Consider the following 21716-nt stretch of genomic DNA (forward strand, 5'->3'; position numbering starts at 1 on the left):
ATGTGAAGTACATCTTTAGTTTATACTTTGCTTGTCGAAATAGTTTTAGGTATCTTTTTCTTTTTAGATGATTTACTTTTATAGGATGTAGTTCTCGTTAAATTTATACCAATTTATATCCTTTTTTTGAGGTCATTAGATAATTTCATATCTTTAAAGTCTTGTAAATACTGAGAAAAATGGAAATTTTTAAAGGACAAAACCTCTTAGAGTTTGCTGAATGCTTCAAAACAGATGAAGATTGCAAAAAATATTTGTCAGATTTGAAGTGGAAAGAAGGTTTTTTATGCAGAAAATGTGGTCATACAGCTAGTCAAATTCGGAAAGATTTTTCTAGGACTTGCAATATTTGTAGTCATACAGAATCTAGTAGTGCCAATACCCTTTTTCACAAATGCAAATTTGGCTTGAGAAAAGCATTTTTTATCTGTTTTGAAATGGCTACCACTACTAAAAGCCTTTCTGCTCTGCAGATGAGTGTTCGTTATGGAGTCCAGGAAAACACCGCTCGTTTGTTTATGCATAAAGTTAGAGAAGCCATGAAATCTAGCGAAAATCACCCAATGGATGGTATTGTTCATGTCGACGAATTTGTTGTGGGAGGTTATGAAGAAACTAAACAAGGAAGAAGTTATGATAGTAAGAAGAAAAAGGCTGTTTGCGCTCTAGAATTAACAGATGACGGGAAAGTTAAACGATTTTACATTCTTAAAATAAAGGACTTTTCTTCAAAATCACTTCGTCAAATTTTTGACAAACACATTGAAAAAGAAGCAAGAATAACCACTGACAAGTGGAAAGGATATGCACCTATTTCAGAAGAGTATAACATCACTCAAATTCTTAGTAAAAACGGTTCCAACTTCAAAGCTTTACATACAATGATCCATCAAGTTAAAACTTGGATTAGAACGACTCATTCTTGGGTAAGTGATGGGAATATTCAGCGCTATTTTAACGAGTTTTGCTACAGAATAAATCGTTCTCAAAATAAAGAATCAATCTTTCATAATTTGATTGATAAAATGGTAAAGACAGATAAAATTAATCAGAAGGAATTAGTATGTAGTTAATTAATGACCTCTATCCTTTTTTTCTCTTCAACTATTTCCTCTGAAATGTATAGTAGTACTTCTTAAACTAAAATAGATTGAATTAGAAGCAATTTTTAAACTGTAAAGTTCTCGATACGTTTTTTCTATTTCTTCCAAAAATCAAATGGATGATAACTTACAAAATCAAGATTATAGTCTTTTCGTGTACGAAGTGTATCGAGAGTTAACACAAAATTTGTTTGTTTTTAAGTGAAAACATCTAAAAGTACATTGAAGTTTTATTGGTATTAATTCAATATTCCAAAAAAAATATTTCGATATGACATGAATTATGTTGTTTAAAAAAACAAAATTTATTGTTTTTCAATAAAAATTTATTATTTTTGAATTATAAACCTTTAAAAAAATAATTATGGAAATTAAAATTGGTAGCAAAGCAGTTTTTATTATTCTACAGGTAATCCTGTGGATTATTTTTATTGGATTAGCCATTGACGGTACAGGGTTACTTGTAAAAACGATAGCAACTTTAGGACTTAATCCAGAAAATGCGGATAAATTTTGGAAAGCAATCGATTTAACGAATGTTTATCAGTTCGATGAATCACAATATGTAATGTTGAGTAGTATTGTCATCATTGTCATTTTTTTAAAAGTACTACTCTTTTACAGCATTATAAGAATTACATTGAATAACAATTTCAGTATGACAACACCTTTTAATAAAATATTTAGAAAATTTATTTTAACATTAGCTTACTTAGCAGTAGGGATTGGTTTTTTCTCGTCTTGGGGAATCAAAATAGTTCAAGCATTGACAGCAAATGGTTTAAAATTACAAGATATTCAACAATTGAAAATTGACGGTGCTGGTGTTTGGTTTTTTATGGCGATAATATTATTAGTTATTGCTCAAATATTTAAAAGAGGGATTGAGTTGCAACAAGAAAACGAATTAACAATTTAAAGGATGGCTATAATTGTAAATTTAGATGTAATGATGGCGAAACGCAAAATGTCATTAAATGAACTTTCAGAAAAAGTAGGCTTAACACTTTCTAATTTATCTATTCTTAAAACAGGTAAAGCCAAAGCCGTTCGTTTTAGTACTTTGGAAACGATTTGTGAAGTATTGCAATGTCAACCTGGTGATATTTTGGAATATAGAAAAGAGGATTAAGTTAGTGAATTTTTTATTCATTAGCTCTTCTTATCTGTTCAATTTCATCTGAAGTTAAGCCTTCTTTTAACAAAATGTCAAGTATGAAGTTTGTTTTTTGTTTGGTATATGCTTCTTTAGAAATGTTTTTTCTGATTAGTTGTTTTTTCAAATTCCCATAATTTTCAACTAAAATAGGGTTGTTAAGTAATGAGTTCTTCACTAAAAGGTGATTTTTTAAAGCTAAACTATCAGAAAAGCAAACATAAAGATGATGTTCCATCCAATGTTGTTGGTTTACTGTGTAAGGGGTGCTGGGTGTTTGCTGTCTAAAAGCAAAACGACCTGTGATTCCTTGTTCACCTTTATAAATATACCCTGTATCTTGTAATTTATCGGTTATGTAAGGTAATAATTCTTTGTTTTCAATTATAATATCTATATCAAGTATCGGTTTTGCGAATAAATCTGCAATTGCTGTACTACCAATATGCTCAATATTACATTCGATATTAGGTAAAATAGCTGTTAACCTATTTCTTAATTGTTCAAACTCAGTTTTCCAATTTGGATTATGAGCTACGATATTCCTTGTTTTTTTAGAAAACATATCAAAAAATCACTTTTGTTTGTTTTAATTCTGAAAAAAAATTGGGCATACTAGTAAGTTACTTGTTTATAATTCGTAAACGAGTAACCCACTTCTAAACTTCGGTTCAATATACGTTGATTTTGGGGGCATAATCAGGTTATTATCAGCTAGTAACTTAATTTCATGAATGTCCGATGGGTACAACATAAAACCTACTTCAAAAGTACCTTCGTCTATCAATTCCTTCATGTGTAATATAGCTTGTTTGCCAGGAATATAATCAATGCGTTCATCGTTGCGAAGGTCGCCAATACCTAAAATAGGTTGGAGGACATTGTCATACAAAATTTGCGCATCTAGGTTTTTTAAAATTTGATTATTCGTACTATTGTTGTCATTTTTCTTGTATTCTAAAGCATAAAAACGACCGTCTAAATACATCCCAAATTCATATTTGCGTTTGGGTTGGTAGAGTTCACTTTTTTTGTCTTTAATGATGAAATTTTCTGCCAACAGCTTGATAAATTCTTCCTTCGTATGTCCGTTGAGGTCATGAATAACACGGTTAAATTCATAAATTTTGACATTGCTTTCCGCAATTAAAAAACTCATAAAATAATTCAAATTCGGATTGCCAGTGGTTTTATCTTGCTCATATAGCATTTCTGCCGATGCTGAACGATGGTGCCCGTCTGCAATGTACAAATTAGGAATCGATTCGAAATACTCTATCAAAAGATTGATTTCTGTTTCCGTATCGATTTTCCAAAGCGTGTGTTTTTCTTTGTTTGGCGTAGCAAATTCATAAATAGGTCTGTTCTTTTTATGAATCGCAATAAAAGTGTTGATTTCAGTACTGTCAGGATAAGTAATCAACACGGGTTCAGTATTAAAACCAGTTTGATGTAAATAATCCTTGAACAATTCTACGCGGTATTGTAGGGTATCTTCGTGCTTTTTGATGTGATTGTTTTGATAATCCTCAATGGAAGTTCCAGCTACGATACCAGTAAAAGTGTTTGTTTTGGTTTGGATTTCGTATAAGTAAAACATTGGTTTTTCTTCCTGAAATAGGATGTTTTCTTTTTTGAAATCGTTGTATTTATGAGTAACTCCTCTAAAACGTTTGTCCGCCGTAATTTTTTGTGAATGCGTGTAGGCAGGATGAATAACATGCAAAAACGAATAAGGATTAAAATCCAACCAAGCGGCTAATTCTGCTGCGGAATATTCATCATAGGTTCTACACGTCACTAACGCTACTTTATCATGCGTGGGGCGAACTGCTTTAAAAGGGATTATTTTGCTCATTTTTCTGAGTGATTAGTGAAAAGTGAATAGTAATTAGCTCGTTTTGCTACTACTATTCACTAATTACTTTTTACTATTTACTAAATTGAGATGAAACTTTTTCTGCTTTTTTACTTTCTGAGTAATCGTAGAAACCTTCTCCAGATTTTACTCCTAATTTACCTGCCATAACCATATTAACTAATAAAGGACATGGAGCGTATTTAGGGTTTTTGAAACCATCGTACATTACGTTTAAGATAGACAAACATACGTCAAGACCAATAAAATCAGCTAATTGTAAAGGTCCCATTGGGTGTGCCATACCTAATTTCATAACTGTGTCAATTTCATACACACCACCTACACCGTTGTATAAAGTTTCGATAGCTTCGTTAATCATTGGCATTAAGATACGGTTAGCCACAAATCCTGGGTAATCGTTTACTTCGGTAGGTGTTTTACCTAATTTAACAGATAAATCCATGATGATTTTAGTTACTTCGTCAGAAGTGTTGTAACCACGAATAATTTCAACTAATTTCATGATAGGCACTGGATTCATAAAGTGCATACCTATCACACGTTCAGGATGTACTACGTTGGCCGCAATTTGTGTAATAGAAATAGAAGAAGTGTTTGTTGCTAAAATGGTGTTATGGTCGCATACTTCGCTTAATTGTTTGAAAATGTTGAATTTTAATTGCACATTTTCGGTAGCAGCTTCCACTACTAGATCACAACCTACCACACCGTCTTTAATGTCTGTATACGTGATAATGTTGCCTATGGTTTTATGTTTATCTTCTTCTGTAATAGAACCTTTAGTCACCATACGGTCTAGGTTGTTAGCAATAGTCGCCATACCTTTTTCTAAAGATTTTTCAGAAATGTCGATTAATTTTACGGTAAATCCACTTTGTGCAAAAGTATGAGCAATTCCGTTGCCCATAGTACCCGCACCTATAACTGCAATGTGTTTCATAGTTAGCCCCTAATCCCGCTATGGCGGATTCCTACTAGGGGTGAGTAGGGATTAATGGTTTGGTTTATTATTGAATTCTTTTTTTATCTCATTTAACAATTGCTCTTCCGAAGGTAAAATCAATTCATATTGACTAGCAAGTATTGTTTTGTTTTCTTCGGGTAAAGAAAATTTTACGACGGCATTGTTTTTATCGGCACACAAAAGTACACCAATTGTTGGTTTTTCATGAGGTAATTTTTCTACTCGGTCAAAATAGTTGACATACATTTGCAGTTGTCCTAAGTCTTCGTGAGTGAGCTTGTGTGTCTTGATTTCGAAGATGACAAAACTCTGCAACATTCGATTGTAGAAGACTAAATCCACAAAAAAATCATCGCCTTCTAAATGAATTCTTTTTTGTCGTGCCACAAATGAAAAACCGTTGCCTAATTCCAATAAGAAATCTTGAAGATGTGTAATTATGGCTTGTTCTAAATCTTTCTCATAATAAGCACTTTCTCTTTTTAATCCTAAAAACTCTAATACCATCGGGTCTTTGATAATTTCATTAGGATGGGTAGGAAGCACTTCATTGCGTGCTACGGCCAATACACTTTCTTTGTCATTACTTAAGAGTAGTCGTTCGTACAATTGGCTATTAATTTGGCGTTCCATTTGTCGTACGGACCAATTGTTTTTAGCAGTTTCGGCTATGTAATATTCTCTTTTGTCCTCATTATCAAATCCTAAAAGTAATTTGTAATGAGACCAACTCAATTGCGTCCGCAGTGTGGACGCAATTGGGAAAGTTCTGTAAAATTGTCTATATCGTTCTAATTGACGAACTGAAAACCCGCTTCCAAACTCAGGTTGTAATTGTTCCGAAAGATATTTTATTAAATATTCTCCGTAATCAGCTCTATCTTTTCCTTGTTGTTCTTCGTTGAAAATGCGCTCGCCAATGTACCAATATAATAAGGTGCGCTGATAATCTACAGCCTTTATGGCTGAGGTTCGCGCATTCGATATTAAAGATTTAATATCAGTTATTATCGTTGGATTGGAGAGCATTTTTATTTTTTAAAAAAGTATTTGATAATTACTTTTCAATACACTCAATAATCTGATACGCTACACGTAAGGCTTCCGTACCATCTTCCAGCGTAACCACAGGTGTGGCATCTTGATTAATCGCATCGGCAAAAGACTCTAATTCGTCTAGAATAGCGTTGTTCAAATGTACATCAGGGTTGTCAAAATAAATTTGTTTTTTAACTCCTTCCGCATTTTGAAGTATCATGTCAAAATCACCAGGAGTTTCTGGCGCATCTTTCATACGAACTACTTCGCATACTTTGTCTAAATAATCCACCGAGATATAAGCATCTTTTTGAAAAAAACGCGATTTGCGCATGTTTTTCATCGAAATACGACTTGAAGTAACATTGGCCACACAACCATTTTCAAATTCGATACGAGCATTAGTAATATCTGGAGAGTCAGAAATAACCGCCACACTACTAGCATTAATCGATTTTACTTTTGATTTTACAACGCTTAAAATCGCATCTATATCGTGAATCATCAAGTCTAAAACCACAGGAACATCTGTACCACGAGGGTTAAACTCAGCCAAACGATGGGTTTCTATAAACATCGGGTTGCTGATTTTGTCTTTAACCGCCATAAACGCTGGGTTAAAACGCTCTACGTGTCCTACTTGTCCTTTTACGTTGTGTTTCTTAGCTAAAGCAATGATGGTTTCCGCCTCTTCAACCGTGGTAGCTATAGGTTTTTCTATAAAAATATGTTTACCCGCTTCGATAGCTTGTTGGGCACATTCAAAATGTTGTAGTGTAGGGGTTACGATGTCCACCACGTCAACAGCATTAATTAATTCGGTGATAGAATCAAATTTTTTATAGCCAAATTCTTGAGCTACTTTGGTCGCATTATCTTCAAATGGGTCGAAGAAACCTACTAATTCGTATTTTTCAGATTGATTAAGTAATCGCAAATGTATTTTTCCAAGGTGACCTGCACCTAAAACGCCTACTTTAAGCATATATTTATTATTTTAAACAAAAATACATTATTTGTTTCAAGTTTCAAGTTGAAAAATTAAAGTTTTGGTTTGCATAAATTATACTTTTTGAAAATCAATACGTTTCATGGAAGGATTAAAAAAAGCTCGTTAAAACTGTTTTTTTCGATTTGTAGATTAGAATTTATACCGTAATTTTACCCTCTCTACCGTTTGAATTATGCTAAAAGATACCCCAAAACATCAAGGACTTAGGAATCAGTTGGTAAGCCTTTTGGAACAAAAAGGAATTACTGACAAAAACGTATTGGAAGCGATTCGAAAAATACCAAGACATCTTTTTTTGAACTCTAGTTTCGAAGATTTTGCGTATCAAGACAAAGCATTTCCTATAGGAGCAGGGCAAACCATATCACAACCATACACGGTTGCTTTTCAATCGGAGCTTTTGCAAGTGAAAAAGCATGATAAAATTTTGGAAATAGGAACGGGTAGTGGTTATCAAACGGCAGTATTGTGTGCTATGGGGGCTAAAGTGTATTCTATAGAAAGACAAAATGAATTGTATCGTACGACTTCGCTTTTGTTGCCTAAATTGGGTATTTTGCCTAAGCATTTAACTTTTGGCGATGGCTACAAGGGTTTGCCTAATTTTGCTCCCTTTGATGGGATTATTGTTACGGCGGGTGCTCCATTTATTCCGCAACCCTTGATGGCGCAGTTAAAAATTGGCGGTCGCTTGATTATTCCTGTGGGAGAAAATGTACAGATAATGACGATGTTGATACGTAAAAATGAGACGCAATTTGAGAAACACGAATTTGGAGATTTTCGTTTTGTGCCACTATTAGAAGATAAAAATTAAGCCTATAAATTACTTATAGGCTTTTTTGATTCTGTCTAAATCGCGTTTGTTGTCTCTGTCTTTAATCGTTTCGCGTTTGTCGTAATTCTTTTTACCACGGCAAAGTGCAATATCGAGTTTGGCTAATCCTTTTTCATTGGTAAATAAACGCAAAGGAACAATAGTTAATCCTTTATTCTGTACATCCTTCAAAAGGGCTTTTAACTCTTTCTTATTTAATAGTAATTTGCGTTCACTTTTTGCTCTATGGTTGTAATGTGTACCATAAGCATACTCCTCAATATTAGAATTGATAACAAATAATTGATGGCCATGAAATTCACAAAAGCTTTCTGCTATAGATGCTTTTCCTAATCGAATCGATTTGATTTCGGTACCTGTCAATACAATTCCAGCGGTATAACGGTCTAGAATCTCGTAATCGAATTTGGCTCTTTTATTTAGAATGTTGATGTTTTTCTGCATAGGAAGGCAAATTTATAAAAATATTTTTTCACAAAGACTAAAATGAAATTTATATCATTTGAATTTTAGTTTCATTAATTTATTGCTTTAAATTTAGTAATGCTATTTTTGTAAAAAAAAAAAATGAAAATTCTTTTGCTAACTCCCATGGATATAGAGAGGGAAAAAGTAATAAAAGCTTTGTCTGATATAGCTAATCCAAAACACGAATATTTTGTAAAAGTAACAGGTATAGGTCGAGAAGCTATGGCAAAAGCTATGATGGATAGACCTGCACACGACATTTGTGTTTTAATGGGATTTGGTGCGGTAATAGGACAAGCAGTTGATTTGCCAGCGTATTTGCAATTAGGCAAACCTGTAGAAATTACTAATGCTTCTTTGTATGGTTATGAAGGTGGGTTGTTTGAAAATGGGAAACCTATTGTTGTTGGATCTAAAACTAATTTGCCTGCTAAACTATCTCTAACCTCAGATAAGTTTGTACGAACTACCAACTTAGAAAAGGAAACGATTGTGAATATGGAGGATTATACGTTTATGTTCTTAAAGAAACCGAATGATTTTATCATTAGAATTATTTCAGATTTTTTACCTCACCAAACAGAAATTGATTTTTTTGAAGAAGTCAAAAAGATTGATTTTACTGAAGCCTTACTTACTTTAGAATCAATTTGATGATTGAATTTATTGTATAACAACGAAGCTGATAAACAACATTTGAAAATAGTTGCAGGTTAAAAATGTCTATCAAGAGTATTTGAAATTCTGTTATACGTTTTTTTAGAAGACTAAAATGTTTTAATAAATGAAATTTTCAATGGATTACTTTAAAAAGCAGATCACAATTTTTTTTAAAAGATTAATACAAAATGAGATCAGTGGATAATTTATAAGTTTGTTTTAGTATTTCTTTATCTGCACACAAGAAACATTTTTTATTTTAAGAGATTTACCAATTCGTTTCAATAGCCCTGTTTCACTGTTTCGTTTAAAAACAAAAACATTTCCGGTAACTACGTTTGTTACTATAAGGAATTTTCCAGTTTCATCAATTGCGAAAGTTCGCGGATGTTTACCTAAAGTGGATTGATAACCAATTGTTTTTAGTTTTCCGTCTGGTAGTATTGAAAAGATGGCTATGTTATTTTCTTCACCTCGATTTGCTACATATAAAAATCGCCCGTCTGGCGAGGGATGAACATCTGAACTTTCAAAATTCACTTTATATTTCTCGGAATGTGTATTTATCCTTTGAATGCTTTCTAATTTTCCGTCTTCATATTTATATGCATTTACTGTTCCTGATAATTCTTCGACACAGTATGCAAATTTTCCGTTTGGATGAAAAGTAAAATGTCTAGGACCGCTACCTAAAGTCGTTTTTGTAAATGGTTGTTCTGCAATTTGTAGAGGTATGCTTTTGTCATTTTCAAATTTAAAGCCTCTAATTTTGTCAGCTCCTAAATCAGTCGTAAAAATATAGTCAAAGTTTGGCGAAAAAACGGTAGCATGTATATGTGAACGCGTTTGTCTTTCGGTATTTATGCTTCCTTCTGAAAAATCAAATTTTTGCACCATTTGATTTATAGTTCCATTTTCAGAAATAGGATATAGGGAAACGCTACTCTGAGTATAATTTCCATTAATGAGCCATTTTCCATTTTTATGAACTGATAGATACACTGGATTTTCTCCACCGCTTTTCTGACTATTTATAAAAATCAATGATTTGTTATGGGGTTGAAATTCAAAACTACATACACTACCTGCATTTGGGGTTTTACTCTCGGTACACACAAAAACTTGCTTTCCCGATACAGTAAGAAACGATGGGTTTAGAAATCCTTTCACCGTTATCGTTTTGGAAAGCGTACCACGAATAGTGTCTAATTGATAAACATAAATTCCATCGGAGGTTTTGTCATGGTTGAAGGAGCCAAAGAAGACGTATGTATCTTGAGCATTTGTATTAATACAAATGAAAAATAAAATGAGGATTAGGTATATTTTCTTCAATTTTTAATTCTTGATTTTTTAAGATGAGATTCAATATGAACTTGTAAAGTCACAGAAACATTTGATTACTATATATGCGTTTTGTGAGTTTTTATTTGGGTTCAATCAGTTGGTTTCTCAATTTCATAAATGGTTTTTCTATAATCAAATGAAACACGTATGCGAAGCCGAAACAAGTTAATAGACTAATTAAAAGCATAATATTACTGTCTATTTTAGAGTTCTTCAGTATATAATGTGTGGTGTGAATAACCCCTTTGTGTGTCAAATAAATGGCATAAGAAAGTGTTGCAGTTAATGTTGTGAATTTTGAATTCCATTGATATAAAAAGCTGGTCGGACTAATGGCACTCAAAACAATGCCACCAAATCCGATTGCAACTACTGGAAATCCAAAAATTGAAGCATTGAATGTTTGCAGGTCTTCGCAAAGAAAATAGGCACATGTCATGATCGTTACGCCTATTACAAACAAAAGATTTCCATATTTTGAAATAGTACTCCACAAATTGGGTGAAAATTGATAAAGTCCTGCAATACATACTCCAACCAAAAGCCCATCTAAACGATTATAAGTAGGATAATAAAGGTATTTATACCAATAGAGCCAACTGTATGCATCATCTAATTTGGGTAAATATAAGTAGTTAAAACTATAAAACCTCATTACAAAACCAACAATGAAAAAAAATAGGAGTAACCAAAACGATTTTGAAAACTGATTGAGTTTTTGAAGTCCAATTAAAATTAAAGGTAGGAATAGGTAAAAATGTTCCTCTACACATAGTGACCAACAGTGCGAAAAAGTTCCGTAGTCCTTAATGTTTAAACCAAAGTTTTGAGTAAATGTGAGAAATTTCCAAACTGGGGGTAACGCTTCTTTCTCTCTAAAAAACGGAAAGTAAAAATAGATTGCAACTGTTGCTAAAAAGGCTGGAATAATTCTGAAAAAGCGTTTTATAAAAAAATGTTTTAACGAAATTTGTTGTTCATTTTTTAATTGTTCAAAAAGTTGCGATGCTATTAAAAAGCCACTCAAAACAAAAAACAAGTCCACACCTGTCCAGCCAAATGAAGCAACAGCAGGTAACCATTCTGGTTGCCCATCACTGACAATAAAATAATGAAAAAAGAATACTAAAATAATTGCTAATGCTCTTAGATGATCTAATCCGTATAATTTTTGATGTATAGTTTTGTCCAATTTGTTTTGTATGAATTGTGAAATGTAATCGTGTTTAGCGCTTTAAACTAGTACTATACCAAATTAAATGATCTGATTTAAAATTGTGACTTCAAACTATTTTTTAAAAGAAATAATATTCAAGCATCCTATATAGAATGAGTGATTTCGGAATATGTTTGACAATTTGTGAGACCAAATTAATTTCTGAAAAGATAAGATTACTGATATTATTTTTGACGGAATAATTTAATTTAAGGTCAAATATTTTGTACTTGTGCTATTATTTTCTGCCATTCGTCTTTCAAAAAAGGTGCATTGTGAAATCCTCTTTTAATGGTGTGAAGTTGTTTTTGAGCGGTAGTTGCGTTTTCAAATACTTGTTTGCCCATACGGTAGGGAAGCGTAGGGTCTAAAGTGCCATGAGCTATATATAACTGACCTTGGTAGTCTTTAATGCCATCCGAATTGGATAGAGATAATAAATGTGCCTCGGTGTGAAGTTTAATAAAAGGTCGAAGAATAATTTTAGGACCCCAAGTAAATTTGTGTTTTTGAACTTTTATCATTTCAGTAGCATTTGAAAATGGAGCCAACAAAAAGAGGTGTGGGGTTTGATTTTCTACAGCGGTACGTGTGGCAAATATACTCCCCAGGGAATAGCCCATTACAAAATCGATGGTAGTGTTTTCTTTGCGTAGGAAATCAAAAAAAAGCGCATTGTCGTCAAATTGGGTTTTAAACGAAGGTTCGCCAAAAGATTTGCCATATCCACGGTAATTTAAAACATATATTTTGGTGTGGGTAGTTTGGCACAAAAGTTTTAATTCGTCATAAAAACGTAATACATTAGACCCATTTCCTAAATAAAATAAACCTACTTTCTCAACTCTTTGAGGTTGAAATACAAAATATTCTAGCTTAATACTGTCGTGATTAAAATATTTTCTTAACAAGGAACTTTTATCGTCTTGCGCAATCATTTCTGAGTCAGAGTTAGCCAAAAGATTGAACATTTGGGATAAACTATCTCTTTTAGCCGCTGAAAATTTTGTGCGTTCTAAACGCTCTTTGAAAACTTCGTATTGGTATTTGCCCGTTTTCAAAACGGCTTTTTCAGGGACTTCAATGGTTTTACAGGCTTGTAATAAGAGTAAGCTTATAAACAGTAAGCGTAGGGTGAGTGCGTTAGACATACGAAGCTTTTGTAGTAAATATACTAAATTTTTTAATGAACAGGTTAGATCAGAATACTGCTAATTGTAGATGTTTAATTTAAAAATAATTCTACTAATTTTTTGTTTAAGCGGAGACTTTACATCTTATGGTTCAAGTGAACTATTTTTATATTTTTTACTCGCAAAATAAAAAGCCTTAGTGGTTCATTTCGTTCTACGAGTTAAGTATTTAAGAGAATTCAATATTAGTTATTACTTAATATTTAGTTTGTTGTTACTAATAGATTATGAAAAATAAACAAAAATTGAATTCCCTTCTTTTTTATTTCAACCCTAAGGTTCCTTCTTCATCTTCATGATGATTTTTAGGCTTTACTTTTAACAAATTATGCATTTGATGTACAATGTGTTTCACCTGAATATAATTTTGATTCTCAACTGCTTTTACACCGTCTTCTATTAATTTGTTCAATTTGCGTTCATCGGCATATAAGCTGGAGTCTTTGTACATATAACTGTAAAAAAGACTTACATAGGACTCATCTTTTTTGTAGTAAATGTCGCTGTAAAGTAAATCCATTTCCTTTATTTTTTTCTTGATGATGGATTTTTCATTCGACTCTAAAACTTGTTTTTCTACACGCAGTATTTTGTCATATTGTTCTTTTTGCCTCGGAGAAGCGTCCTCCATAATTTGTGCTAACCAAGACTTCGTATTTCTGTATTCATCAATTTCAGCAATGACTCTTTTGTAGCGAACAAGGGCATCATAACTTTGTAACAATCGACGCTTTTTTTCATCCAATTGAAAAATTCTTTCGGTACTTTCGTCTTCTTCAACTTCTTGTAAATCATACGAAATCACAATCAACTCATCTTGTATTTTTTTGAGTTGACCGTAAAACGCATAATTTTCTTCATCATGTTCTGCATCTTCTAATTCACCATCTATTTCATGGATAATTATTTTAATGTCTTGCAAGAATTTGTTTTTTGAAATGTGTTTGCTATGCGCATTGAAAACTTCTTTTACTTCATAATCAATAGAACTAAAATAGACGTTGATACTCAAGTCACGCGATTCACTCATACTGAAATTAAGCTCAATATCCATTCCTTTTAAAAGATTGAAGGGCAAGGCTTCGCTATTGATTTCAATATACCCAATAGACATATTACTACCAGGCAGAGTACCTGATTTTCCTTCAGTAATGTTGATGATAAGTTTATCTTTCGCTTCTTTGATAAAGTTTTTAGACGTTGTTTTATAAATCGTTTTGGACAATGGAAGGATGTCATTTTTAGAAAAAATCTTTTCTAAATAGGTGTCTCCAAAAGCATCATCAACTTCTAAACAAATGTCATTAGGTAAAGGTTGCCCTGAAACATTGTAAATACCGTGATTGATAACAATATTTTTATTTTCATAGACGACCGTTTGCTGTTGGTCAAACACTGTCAGTTGAAAATGATTCCTGTTTTTGGGTAATATTTTTACAAATTCACTGAATTTACCAGTAAAAGCGGTAATACCTGTGTCAAAACCGCCATCTTTTCGAATGATACGATAAAAAAGCGGCCCTGAAGTATTTACTATTCCCACCACCAATTCTTCCGTATCTTGAGTAATGGTTTCAAAAACGACTTGAACCTCTATGTTATCTGAAGTTTGAGGTTCGGTAGTATTATGAAGCTCTTTAATTTCAGAAAGCGTAACTTCCTTGGTTTTATTGCCGGCATAATAAGCTGCACCCACCATAATAGCAGTAGTTGGGTCTATGCTAGAGTCAACCGTTCGATTGAAAACTGAATTTAAGCGTTCACGCACATAAGGAATGTAAGTGGTTCCACCCACCAAAATAATACGTTCGATATCTAAGGCTGTTTTACCATTTTCCGTCAATAATTTTTGTATCAATACAATGGATTCTTCTACTTTATCATGAATAACGGCATTAAAAGCATCTCGAGTTACTGTAAATTCAATGTAATCGTCACCATCGTTCAATTCTAATTCAGAGATGACTACGTCTTTTAAGGACAATTCTTTTTTGATTTCTTCGGCTTTGTATAACAATTCGAAATACAGTTTGTTCCATTTCTCATCGTTTTTAGACATGATTTTTTTGAACAAATCCTCTTCGTTTATTTCTTTTTCAACCACAGGAATCAATAATTTTTCAATCACCAAATGGTCTAAATCTACACCTCCTAGAAAATTGTTGCCTTCATGGTCAACCACTTTTAATTCACGTTCATTAATACGGACAAGTGCGGCATCAAAAGTTCCTCCTCCAAAATCATACACCAACCAATGTTTTTCTTCGGTTGTTTCTTGTTCGTGAAAATTTGCATAAGCCAAACAAGCAGCTATGGGTTCTTGTAATAAAACCACTTCTGAAAATCCCGCTTGATACCCTGCTTTTTTAGTCGCATTAGATTGAATCGTATCAAAAGATGCGGGGATGGTAATCACTACCGATTCTGGTGGTGCATCGGGTAAAAAGTTGATGAGTTCTTTTAATAATAGGGCAGATAAATCGATTGCTGATTTTTTTTCTTGGCTTTCAGAAATGACGTACTCGTGTTCCGTACCCATTTTTCTTTTAAATGATGTAAAAACATCTGCATTTGGTTTCCCCATCAGTTCGCGAGCTTTAGCTCCTATGCTAATACGTCCTTTTCTAAAGGCAATGGCCGAGGGTAACGTATCGGCAAAACCTACAGGGTTTTTAAAAATTTGAACTTTCCCGTCTTCAAATTTACATATACCAGAGTTGGTGGTACCTAAATCGATACCAAAATTGATGTTTTCCATTTCTTATTCTGCAATAACAATTCCTTTTTGAACCAATATAATTTGTTCGCCTTCTTTGTGGAAAATAATTGGTTTTAAAACTTTTACGATAGTTGGGTTGGGTGAACTTCCCGCAACATTGGCTTCTATGGAAGTGTCGCGTGCGTCATATTTTTTGCCTAAAGGATTTTCTACCATATACCCCAAATCAGAAATTTCGGTATTGAGGCGGTCAAAATTTCGTTCAAAAATGCTAATATTTTGGTCTTTAGCTTTTTTTTCTATTTCAAATAATTGATTGATAATATTTATCATAAATTTTGTTTATTTACTAGCGAAATATAAAGGAAATAATTACTTTTCGATAAAAATATAAGTATTTGAATTGTTATGCAAATAATAGAAGTTACAAAACCAGAAATTTCGATTGTTAAAGATTTAGCGTATAAAATTTGGCCTCATGCCTATGCCGAAATTTTATCAAACGAACAATTGACCTATATGCTGGATAATTTTTATTCTATAGCTTCCTTAGAGCGTCAAATGGATAACGGACATGTTTTTTTGTTAATTCAAGAAAATGGAATTGATCTAGGATTTGCATCGTATCAAATTAATATTTTACCAAACAAAACTAAGCTTCATAAAATATACATTGACCCAGAAACACAGGGTAAAGGCATTGGTAAATTTGTATTAGATGAAGTGGTACAACGTGCCCGTAATTCAGGGAATTCTCACTTGTTTTTAAATGTAAACAAATACAATAAAGCTTTCCATTTTTATGAAAAATTAGGTTTCCAAAAAATAGCTGATGAAGTGATTGAAATAGGAAATGGCTATGTAATGGATGATTATGTAATGGAAAAGAAGGTGTAATGTAAATAATATTACAGGCTATTCCCTTTAGAGAATAACCTGTATGCATTTTATTTTTTTTTGATTGCAGTTAAAATTGCCTTATCCTCAAAATTCTCAACAACTAATTCTATGGCTTGTTTTTTTTGAGTGAATCCTTCAATGACATATTTTTTGCCACCAGTTTTGGTTTTTATATTGCTTCTGTCAAAATCTACATCGCCATAGGTTAACGTATTTTTTATATCAATGGTGTCAATCCATTTTTCTTCTATTATCTTTGAAGCTTCTTTTGAATAATGAAAAGGTTTTGATCGTAAGTTGTTTAAAACACGATCATTTGGGAAATAGCTACAACTTGCTTTTTTTTGATTAAGTACAAAAAAAAGTATAATACTACCTCCTAAAACACCAAATAGATAATAGGCTAAACGGTATGAAAAATTATTCATATTTATAATTATTTATGATAAAATCACGTAATCAAATTAGAAGGATTAATGATTTTAATTTTGGACAAATGTATGAAAACAATTAACGTTAGAAAACAATTAAATTGATATCTCTATGCGTTAAACTGAACCATTCGCCAATAGTTTTATTGGTAAGGATGCCATGGTAAAAATAAACACCATTTTTTAAGCCTGCATCACATCGAATAGCACTTTCTATACCACCATCTTCAGCGATTTGAAGTAGGTAAGGAGTAATGATGTTACTTATGGATAACGATGCTGTTTTGGAATACCTAGAAGGGATGTTAGGGACACAGTAGTGTACAACTCCATGTTTTACAAAAGTTGGATTTTCGTGTGTTGTAACTTCTGATGTTTCAAAACACCCACCTGTATCGATACTTACATCTACAATGACAGATCCTTTTTTCATATGAGTAACCATATCTTCAGATACAACAATAGGAGTTCTGTACTTGCCTCTCATGGCTCCAATGACTACATCGCAACGGCGCAATGACTTTAGCAGCGTTTTGTTTTGTATGGTTGAAGTAAAAATTCGTTGATTTAAGTTGTTCTGTAAACGACGCAGTTTTGTAATTGAATTGTCAAAAACTTTTACAGAGGCTCCTAAACCTAATGCTGTTTTTACGGCATATTCAGCTACAGTTCCTGCGCCAAGTATTACAACCTCCGTAGGTCTTACACCAGTTATGTTTCCAAAAAGAAGTCCATTCCCTCCTTTGCCACAGGTCATTAGTTCTGAAGCAACTAATACAGAAGCGGTACCAGCAATTTCACTTAACGATTTAACAGCCGGGAAAGCATTGTCATCATCTTTAACGTATTCAAAAGCTAGCGCTGTTATTTTTTTCTTTTTTAAACTTTCAAAATATTCTTTTTTTCGAGTCTTAATTTGTAAAGCAGAAATTAAAATAGCCTGCGATTGCATCATTTCAATTTCTTCTTGGGTAGGTGGCTCGACTTTTAAAATCATAGGGCAGCCAAAAACTTTCTTGGTATCGTTAGTTATTTCTGCGCCTGCATCACTATAATCCTTATCAGAATAGCTTGCATTTACACCTGCACCTGCTTCTATTAATACACGATGACCATGGCTGGTTAATGAATTTACAGCATCGGGAGTTAAACAGATTCTTCGTTCTTGAAACGACGTTTCCTTAGGAATGCCAATAAATAGATCGCTTTTGTGTTTTGCAACTTCTAAGGTTTCTTCCTGAGGGAGTAATTCTTTTTTGCTGAAAGGTGTGATGGCCATAACAAATTATTAATGGGTACAAATTACAAAAAAAATGCCATTAGCGAAGGGGAATCTTTTTAAAATGTTTGATACAAAATTTGGTTAGTAAAAGTTAAAAAAAATTGCAAACGTCGTCTAACCGAGTTAATCCTTATGAATGTTTACATATAGAAATAAAAAAAAGCTGTTCTTTTCAAAAAAAGAACAGCTTTTTCAATATAGCTTTGTAAATTACTTTACCGCAATCATTGATATCTCAATATTTACATTTTTAGGTAATGTAGCTACTTGAACTGTTTCGCGCGCTGGGGCGGTGTTATCGTTAAAATATTTGCCATATACAGTATTGATTTTAGCAAAATCTCCCATATTCATTATGAAAATTGTGGTTTTGATAACATTGTCAAATGTCATGTCAGCAGCTTCTAGAACAGCTTTTAAGTTTTGCATTACTTGCTCTGTTTCTATTTCTATAGACTCAGTAATGAGTTCTCCTGTTTGTGGATGTAAGGCAATTTGACCAGAAGTATATAGCGTGTTACCTGTTAAAACAGCTTGACTGTATGGTCCAATAGGGGCAGGAGCTTTTTCAGTAAATATTATTTTTTTCATATAAATTTTAACTTATTTTTTGTTTAAATATAAATGTTTAATACCTAGAATTTAAAAAGAGCAAACCGATAATAGATAATAGATAACTGATAACCGACAACCGAATACTAAATAACTTATTGCAATCTCTTATCCGGTAAACTTCTTTTGTCCCATTTAATGTCACTTAAAGCAGATGAGCTAATTCCTATGAAATAATACCAAGTTGCTCTATCCCCAAAAGGCGTCCAGTTGAAATCCATCCTCCAGCTTAACAAGTCTCTTTGGAAACGCAATTGCGTAAAGGTAACACCGCTTTTTATAAAGTCATAGCCTGAGGATAAGCCTACTTTCCATTTCGGGCTGATGTCAACATTTCCGGAAAACATTAATGAGCTTTGCGAAATTTTATTTTCTCTTTGATTGTTGTCATAAGTTAGAGAGTACGCCATGCGTAAATCCCATGGAATAGAAAGTTTGTAAAAACCCTTGAAATCACTTTCTTCCTTTTCGTCATTGTTAAATTGCGATCGGTTACGATCCGAAAAGTCAGTAGTACTGCCAAATAAATCATCAGGTCTACCGCCGTTACGTAAGCCTTTGTTGTTTAAATTATTTTGAGTACTGTTTGGTTTGCCTTCTAGTTCCTTACTCGATAAGGAATAGTTAAGGGTTATGTTAGCGCTAGTCATTCGGAATAAACTTCCCCCGTTATCAATATTGAAACGATCCATCTGTTCCCCTTTTTTATTGATCGCATAAGGATTTAGAGTCATTCCAAAATTAACACTTAGCTTGTCTTTAAACAGATTAGTTCCTCCGCTCACACGTACAGGGGACCAGCGTAAAGAGTCTGCTTGAATGTTGTAACTCGTAGAAAGCGATAAATTGTTGATCAGCATAATCTTTTTTGCTTCTACTTTTGTTGTGTCTTTATCTCTTACTTTAGCTTCAAAAGTATTGCTAAGACTAAAATTTAAATTGTTGTTTTTTGAATTAGAAGGTCCTCCGAAAATTCCTTTTTCAAAACGGGTGTAAGTTGCCATTTTTCCACTGCCATCTATGGCGTAAGTGTCATAATATTGTTCAAAGCTTGGGGTGTGTGAATACCCGATATTTGGACGCATTGTGTGTCTTATAGATTGTATTTTTCCTGTTTTTTTAAAGTTAAAAGTACCATAGATGGTTGTTCCAATACTACTTGAAAAATCATAAGTTCTAAAAGCATCAAATCCGTTTTTTTCAAGATCTTCTACTTTGTTTAATTTTGAGTTGAATTGTTTTCTAGTTGTTTTTAGATACCATGTTTCATTATAATTAGACGATGCAGTTACGCTGAAATAACGCATTAATTTAAAGTTGGTACTTAAAGGGATATTGTGTTGCAAACCATTTTGCATATTTTGAAACATTTCTTTTTTGAAAAATAAAGAATCTGTGGTCAAAACACGGTTTTCACCTCTCAAATTATACGTTAAGTTGAAATTTTTTATAATTCCTTTTTTTTCTCCTTCTCTTGAAGCAAAAGGGAAAATTCTATCCACTCCTAATTGTAAGGTAGGAAGAGTCATGTTTATTTGCTTAGTATTAGTGTTTTGCGAGTGTGAGGCTGTCAAGGATAAGTTGACTTGCGGTACACTATTAAACGTTTTTGAATATGAAATGGATGAACTTAACGTGTTGTTCAGGTAATTAGCATTATTTAATTGGTTAAATGAATTTTGATAATATTTGCTACTCCCTAAATTTACGGATGCTGAAAATCTTGAATTGGGTGTCGCTTTTATGTCAGGAGAGTGACTCCATTGTAAATTGTACAAATTGGTTTTTCCATAACCCGGTAGACCGCGTTCGCCCGAAATTTGATTTTCATACTTAAAATTAAAATTCCCTCTGTATTTATAACGTTTGGCATAGTTCGTTTCTGTTCGAAAAGCATAACTGCCATTTGTGTAATAATCGCCTAATACGGCAAGATCTAATTTATCGCTAATGGCAAAATAATACCCTCCATTTTGTAGGAAATAACCCTGCTGATTGGTTTGTCCATAAGTAGGCATGATAATTCCAGAAGTTGCTTTCTCGGTCATAGGGAAAAAAGCAAATGGAACACCAATTGGGGTAGGGACATCAGCAATAACCATGTTTGTTAAACCTGTAACAACTTTTTTCTTGGGAACAAATTTTATTTTGTTGGCTTTAAAGTAATATTCAGGATTGTCTATGTTTTTAGAAGTCGTGAAGCGTGCATTTTTTATAAAATAAACAGAGTCGTTTTCTCTTTTGCTTACTTCTCCTTTTATTCTAAATTCTCCTTGGTCTGTTCTAGAATTCCAAATTAAAGCTTTTTTAGTTTTAAAGTTGAAGCGAATAGAATCCGGTTCAACAATATTACTTCCCTGTTTAAAAATAGGGTATTGGATGTATTTACCTGTCGAGTCTTTTAATCGGCCAGCATACACTTCGTCTTTATCGTAGTTAATTACAATAATACCTGATTTTAACTCTACATCTTTGTAGTAAACTTCAGCTTCATCCTTTAAAATTGTAATCTTTTTCTTGTTATCAAGCTTTACGTATTCTTTAGATTTGTATTTGATTTTCCCTTCTAAAGCAGATTTTTTCTTTTTTAAAGTGTCTTTTTTGATATTATTTTTTTCTTTTTCTGAAATGTTTTTTGTGGTAACAGTAAGGCTATCTTTCTGTTTAACAGTTGAAAATGATGTTTTTTTTGTGGGTAACTCTTGGGAATGGAGTTGCCAGCACCCTAAGGATAATAAAAAAGGTGCTAAAACGATGTAAAATAAGTTTGTACGCAAAGCTATAAATACTATTTTTGTAAAAATATGGCTTAATTTTTGAAGCCACAAACTTACGGCTATTTTTAGAAAAAAGTAAGATTTTAATAAAATTATAACCATTTAAATTCATTTGAAT

At 32.8% G+C, this 21716-nt stretch carries 21 protein-coding genes; 6 read left to right on the forward strand and 15 right to left on the reverse strand.

The genetic code is table 11. The annotated features are described in order from the left end of the window. The first annotated feature begins 179 nt into the window (after positions 1–179). The 3 genes from ACQY29_RS09720 (at position 180) to ACQY29_RS09730 (ending at position 2235) form a co-directional block, all read left to right on the forward strand. The gene (locus ACQY29_RS09720; RefSeq protein WP_428224999.1) at positions 180–1073 is read left to right on the forward strand and encodes an IS1595 family transposase; all 894 of its coding nucleotides are present in this window, start codon (positions 180–182) and stop codon (positions 1071–1073) included. A 394-nt stretch (positions 1074–1467) separates the two neighbouring features. Continuing rightward, entirely contained in the window at positions 1468–2022 is a 555-nt protein-coding gene (locus tag ACQY29_RS09725; RefSeq protein ID WP_428225000.1) for a DUF2975 domain-containing protein, read from the forward strand. 3 nt (positions 2023–2025) lie between these two features. Further along, a complete protein-coding gene (locus ACQY29_RS09730) occupies positions 2026–2235 on the forward strand; it encodes a helix-turn-helix domain-containing protein (protein WP_428225001.1) in 210 nt (69 codons plus the stop codon). A gap of 13 nt (positions 2236–2248) precedes the next feature. Here the strand turns inward: ACQY29_RS09730 and ACQY29_RS09735 are convergent, their stop codons facing one another. The 5 genes from ACQY29_RS09735 to ACQY29_RS09755 all read right to left on the reverse strand — a co-directional run bounded on the left by ACQY29_RS09735 (position 2249) and on the right by ACQY29_RS09755 (position 7128). Then, positions 2249–2824 (reverse strand): GrpB family protein, encoded by a 576-nt coding sequence (locus tag ACQY29_RS09735; protein ID WP_428225002.1) that lies wholly within the window; start codon positions 2822–2824, stop codon positions 2249–2251. 66 nt (positions 2825–2890) lie between these two features. Then, positions 2891–4117, reverse strand: coding sequence for a DUF1015 domain-containing protein (locus ACQY29_RS09740; protein ID WP_428225003.1), 1227 nt, complete (start codon positions 4115–4117; stop codon positions 2891–2893). Positions 4118–4190: 73 nt separating this feature from the next. Continuing rightward, positions 4191–5081, reverse strand: coding sequence for a 3-hydroxyacyl-CoA dehydrogenase family protein (locus tag ACQY29_RS09745; RefSeq protein ID WP_428225004.1), 891 nt, complete (start codon positions 5079–5081; stop codon positions 4191–4193). Positions 5082–5132: 51 nt separating this feature from the next. Next, a complete protein-coding gene (locus tag ACQY29_RS09750) occupies positions 5133–6134 on the reverse strand; it encodes a PDDEXK nuclease domain-containing protein (protein WP_428225005.1) in 1002 nt (333 codons plus the stop codon). A gap of 28 nt (positions 6135–6162) precedes the next feature. Further along, positions 6163–7128 (reverse strand): Gfo/Idh/MocA family protein, encoded by a 966-nt coding sequence (locus ACQY29_RS09755; protein ID WP_428225006.1) that lies wholly within the window; start codon positions 7126–7128, stop codon positions 6163–6165. 199 nt (positions 7129–7327) lie between these two features. Here ACQY29_RS09755 and ACQY29_RS09760 point away from each other — a divergent pair, with 199 nt between their 5' ends. After that, entirely contained in the window at positions 7328–7972 is a 645-nt protein-coding gene (locus ACQY29_RS09760; protein WP_428225007.1) for a protein-L-isoaspartate(D-aspartate) O-methyltransferase, read from the forward strand. 9 nt (positions 7973–7981) lie between these two features. Here the strand turns inward: ACQY29_RS09760 and smpB are convergent, their stop codons facing one another. Continuing rightward, positions 7982–8437, reverse strand: coding sequence for an SsrA-binding protein SmpB (smpB, locus tag ACQY29_RS09765; protein WP_428225008.1), 456 nt, complete (start codon positions 8435–8437; stop codon positions 7982–7984). A gap of 123 nt (positions 8438–8560) precedes the next feature. On the opposite strand from smpB, the gene ACQY29_RS09770 reads away from it, so the two are divergent. Beyond that, a complete protein-coding gene (locus tag ACQY29_RS09770) occupies positions 8561–9115 on the forward strand; it encodes a hypothetical protein (protein WP_428225009.1) in 555 nt (184 codons plus the stop codon). 225 nt (positions 9116–9340) lie between these two features. Here ACQY29_RS09770 and ACQY29_RS09775 read toward each other — a convergent pair whose 3' ends face one another. The 5 genes from ACQY29_RS09775 to ACQY29_RS09795 all read right to left on the reverse strand — a co-directional run bounded on the left by ACQY29_RS09775 (position 9341) and on the right by ACQY29_RS09795 (position 15929). Then, entirely contained in the window at positions 9341–10456 is a 1116-nt protein-coding gene (locus tag ACQY29_RS09775; protein ID WP_428225010.1) for a lactonase family protein, read from the reverse strand. A 91-nt stretch (positions 10457–10547) separates the two neighbouring features. Continuing rightward, a complete protein-coding gene (locus ACQY29_RS09780) occupies positions 10548–11660 on the reverse strand; it encodes an acyltransferase family protein (protein WP_428225011.1) in 1113 nt (370 codons plus the stop codon). Positions 11661–11899: 239 nt separating this feature from the next. Then, positions 11900–12835, reverse strand: coding sequence for a serine aminopeptidase domain-containing protein (locus ACQY29_RS09785; RefSeq protein WP_428225012.1), 936 nt, complete (start codon positions 12833–12835; stop codon positions 11900–11902). Between the two features lie 304 nt (positions 12836–13139). Beyond that, positions 13140–15635, reverse strand: a complete 2496-nt coding sequence (locus ACQY29_RS09790; protein WP_428225013.1) for an Hsp70 family protein — start codon at positions 15633–15635, stop codon at positions 13140–13142. Between the two features lie 3 nt (positions 15636–15638). Next, positions 15639–15929 (reverse strand): hypothetical protein, encoded by a 291-nt coding sequence (locus tag ACQY29_RS09795; protein WP_428225014.1) that lies wholly within the window; start codon positions 15927–15929, stop codon positions 15639–15641. 75 nt (positions 15930–16004) lie between these two features. Here ACQY29_RS09795 and ACQY29_RS09800 point away from each other — a divergent pair, with 75 nt between their 5' ends. Continuing rightward, positions 16005–16493 (forward strand): GNAT family N-acetyltransferase, encoded by a 489-nt coding sequence (locus ACQY29_RS09800; protein ID WP_428225015.1) that lies wholly within the window; start codon positions 16005–16007, stop codon positions 16491–16493. A 50-nt stretch (positions 16494–16543) separates the two neighbouring features. Here the strand turns inward: ACQY29_RS09800 and ACQY29_RS09805 are convergent, their stop codons facing one another. The 4 genes from ACQY29_RS09805 to ACQY29_RS09820 all read right to left on the reverse strand — a co-directional run bounded on the left by ACQY29_RS09805 (position 16544) and on the right by ACQY29_RS09820 (position 21700). After that, positions 16544–16924 (reverse strand): DUF4258 domain-containing protein, encoded by a 381-nt coding sequence (locus ACQY29_RS09805; RefSeq protein WP_428225016.1) that lies wholly within the window; start codon positions 16922–16924, stop codon positions 16544–16546. Positions 16925–17012: 88 nt separating this feature from the next. Then, the gene (locus tag ACQY29_RS09810; protein WP_428225017.1) at positions 17013–18206 is read right to left on the reverse strand and encodes an alanine dehydrogenase; all 1194 of its coding nucleotides are present in this window, start codon (positions 18204–18206) and stop codon (positions 17013–17015) included. 213 nt (positions 18207–18419) lie between these two features. Continuing rightward, entirely contained in the window at positions 18420–18800 is a 381-nt protein-coding gene (locus ACQY29_RS09815; RefSeq protein WP_428225018.1) for a RidA family protein, read from the reverse strand. A gap of 116 nt (positions 18801–18916) precedes the next feature. Beyond that, positions 18917–21700 (reverse strand): putative LPS assembly protein LptD, encoded by a 2784-nt coding sequence (locus tag ACQY29_RS09820; protein WP_428225019.1) that lies wholly within the window; start codon positions 21698–21700, stop codon positions 18917–18919. Positions 21701–21716: the final 16 nt, after the last annotated feature.

The organism is Flavobacterium sp., from assembly GCF_965262375.1.
GTDB lineage: Bacteria > Bacteroidota > Bacteroidia > Flavobacteriales > Flavobacteriaceae > Flavobacterium.

Coding starts and splice junctions, on each gene's coding strand:
- ACQY29_RS09720 (WP_428224999.1), top strand. CDS start 180: ATGGAAATTTTTAAAGGACAAAACCTCTTAGAGTTTGCTGAATGCTTC.
- ACQY29_RS09725 (WP_428225000.1), top strand. CDS start 1,468: ATGGAAATTAAAATTGGTAGCAAAGCAGTTTTTATTATTCTACAGGTA.
- ACQY29_RS09730 (WP_428225001.1), top strand. CDS start 2,026: ATGGCTATAATTGTAAATTTAGATGTAATGATGGCGAAACGCAAAATG.
- ACQY29_RS09735 (WP_428225002.1), bottom strand. CDS start 2,824: ATGTTTTCTAAAAAAACAAGGAATATCGTAGCTCATAATCCAAATTGG.
- ACQY29_RS09740 (WP_428225003.1), bottom strand. CDS start 4,117: ATGAGCAAAATAATCCCTTTTAAAGCAGTTCGCCCCACGCATGATAAA.
- ACQY29_RS09745 (WP_428225004.1), bottom strand. CDS start 5,081: ATGAAACACATTGCAGTTATAGGTGCGGGTACTATGGGCAACGGAATT.
- ACQY29_RS09750 (WP_428225005.1), bottom strand. CDS start 6,134: ATGCTCTCCAATCCAACGATAATAACTGATATTAAATCTTTAATATCG.
- ACQY29_RS09755 (WP_428225006.1), bottom strand. CDS start 7,128: ATGCTTAAAGTAGGCGTTTTAGGTGCAGGTCACCTTGGAAAAATACAT.
- ACQY29_RS09760 (WP_428225007.1), top strand. CDS start 7,328: ATGCTAAAAGATACCCCAAAACATCAAGGACTTAGGAATCAGTTGGTA.
- smpB (WP_428225008.1), bottom strand. CDS start 8,437: ATGCAGAAAAACATCAACATTCTAAATAAAAGAGCCAAATTCGATTAC.
- ACQY29_RS09770 (WP_428225009.1), top strand. CDS start 8,561: ATGAAAATTCTTTTGCTAACTCCCATGGATATAGAGAGGGAAAAAGTA.
- ACQY29_RS09785 (WP_428225012.1), bottom strand. CDS start 12,835: ATGTCTAACGCACTCACCCTACGCTTACTGTTTATAAGCTTACTCTTA.
- ACQY29_RS09790 (WP_428225013.1), bottom strand. CDS start 15,635: ATGGAAAACATCAATTTTGGTATCGATTTAGGTACCACCAACTCTGGT.
- ACQY29_RS09795 (WP_428225014.1), bottom strand. CDS start 15,929: ATGATAAATATTATCAATCAATTATTTGAAATAGAAAAAAAAGCTAAA.
- ACQY29_RS09800 (WP_428225015.1), top strand. CDS start 16,005: ATGCAAATAATAGAAGTTACAAAACCAGAAATTTCGATTGTTAAAGAT.
- ACQY29_RS09805 (WP_428225016.1), bottom strand. CDS start 16,924: ATGAATAATTTTTCATACCGTTTAGCCTATTATCTATTTGGTGTTTTA.
- ACQY29_RS09810 (WP_428225017.1), bottom strand. CDS start 18,206: ATGGCCATCACACCTTTCAGCAAAAAAGAATTACTCCCTCAGGAAGAA.
- ACQY29_RS09815 (WP_428225018.1), bottom strand. CDS start 18,800: ATGAAAAAAATAATATTTACTGAAAAAGCTCCTGCCCCTATTGGACCA.
- ACQY29_RS09820 (WP_428225019.1), bottom strand. CDS start 21,700: ATGGTTATAATTTTATTAAAATCTTACTTTTTTCTAAAAATAGCCGTA.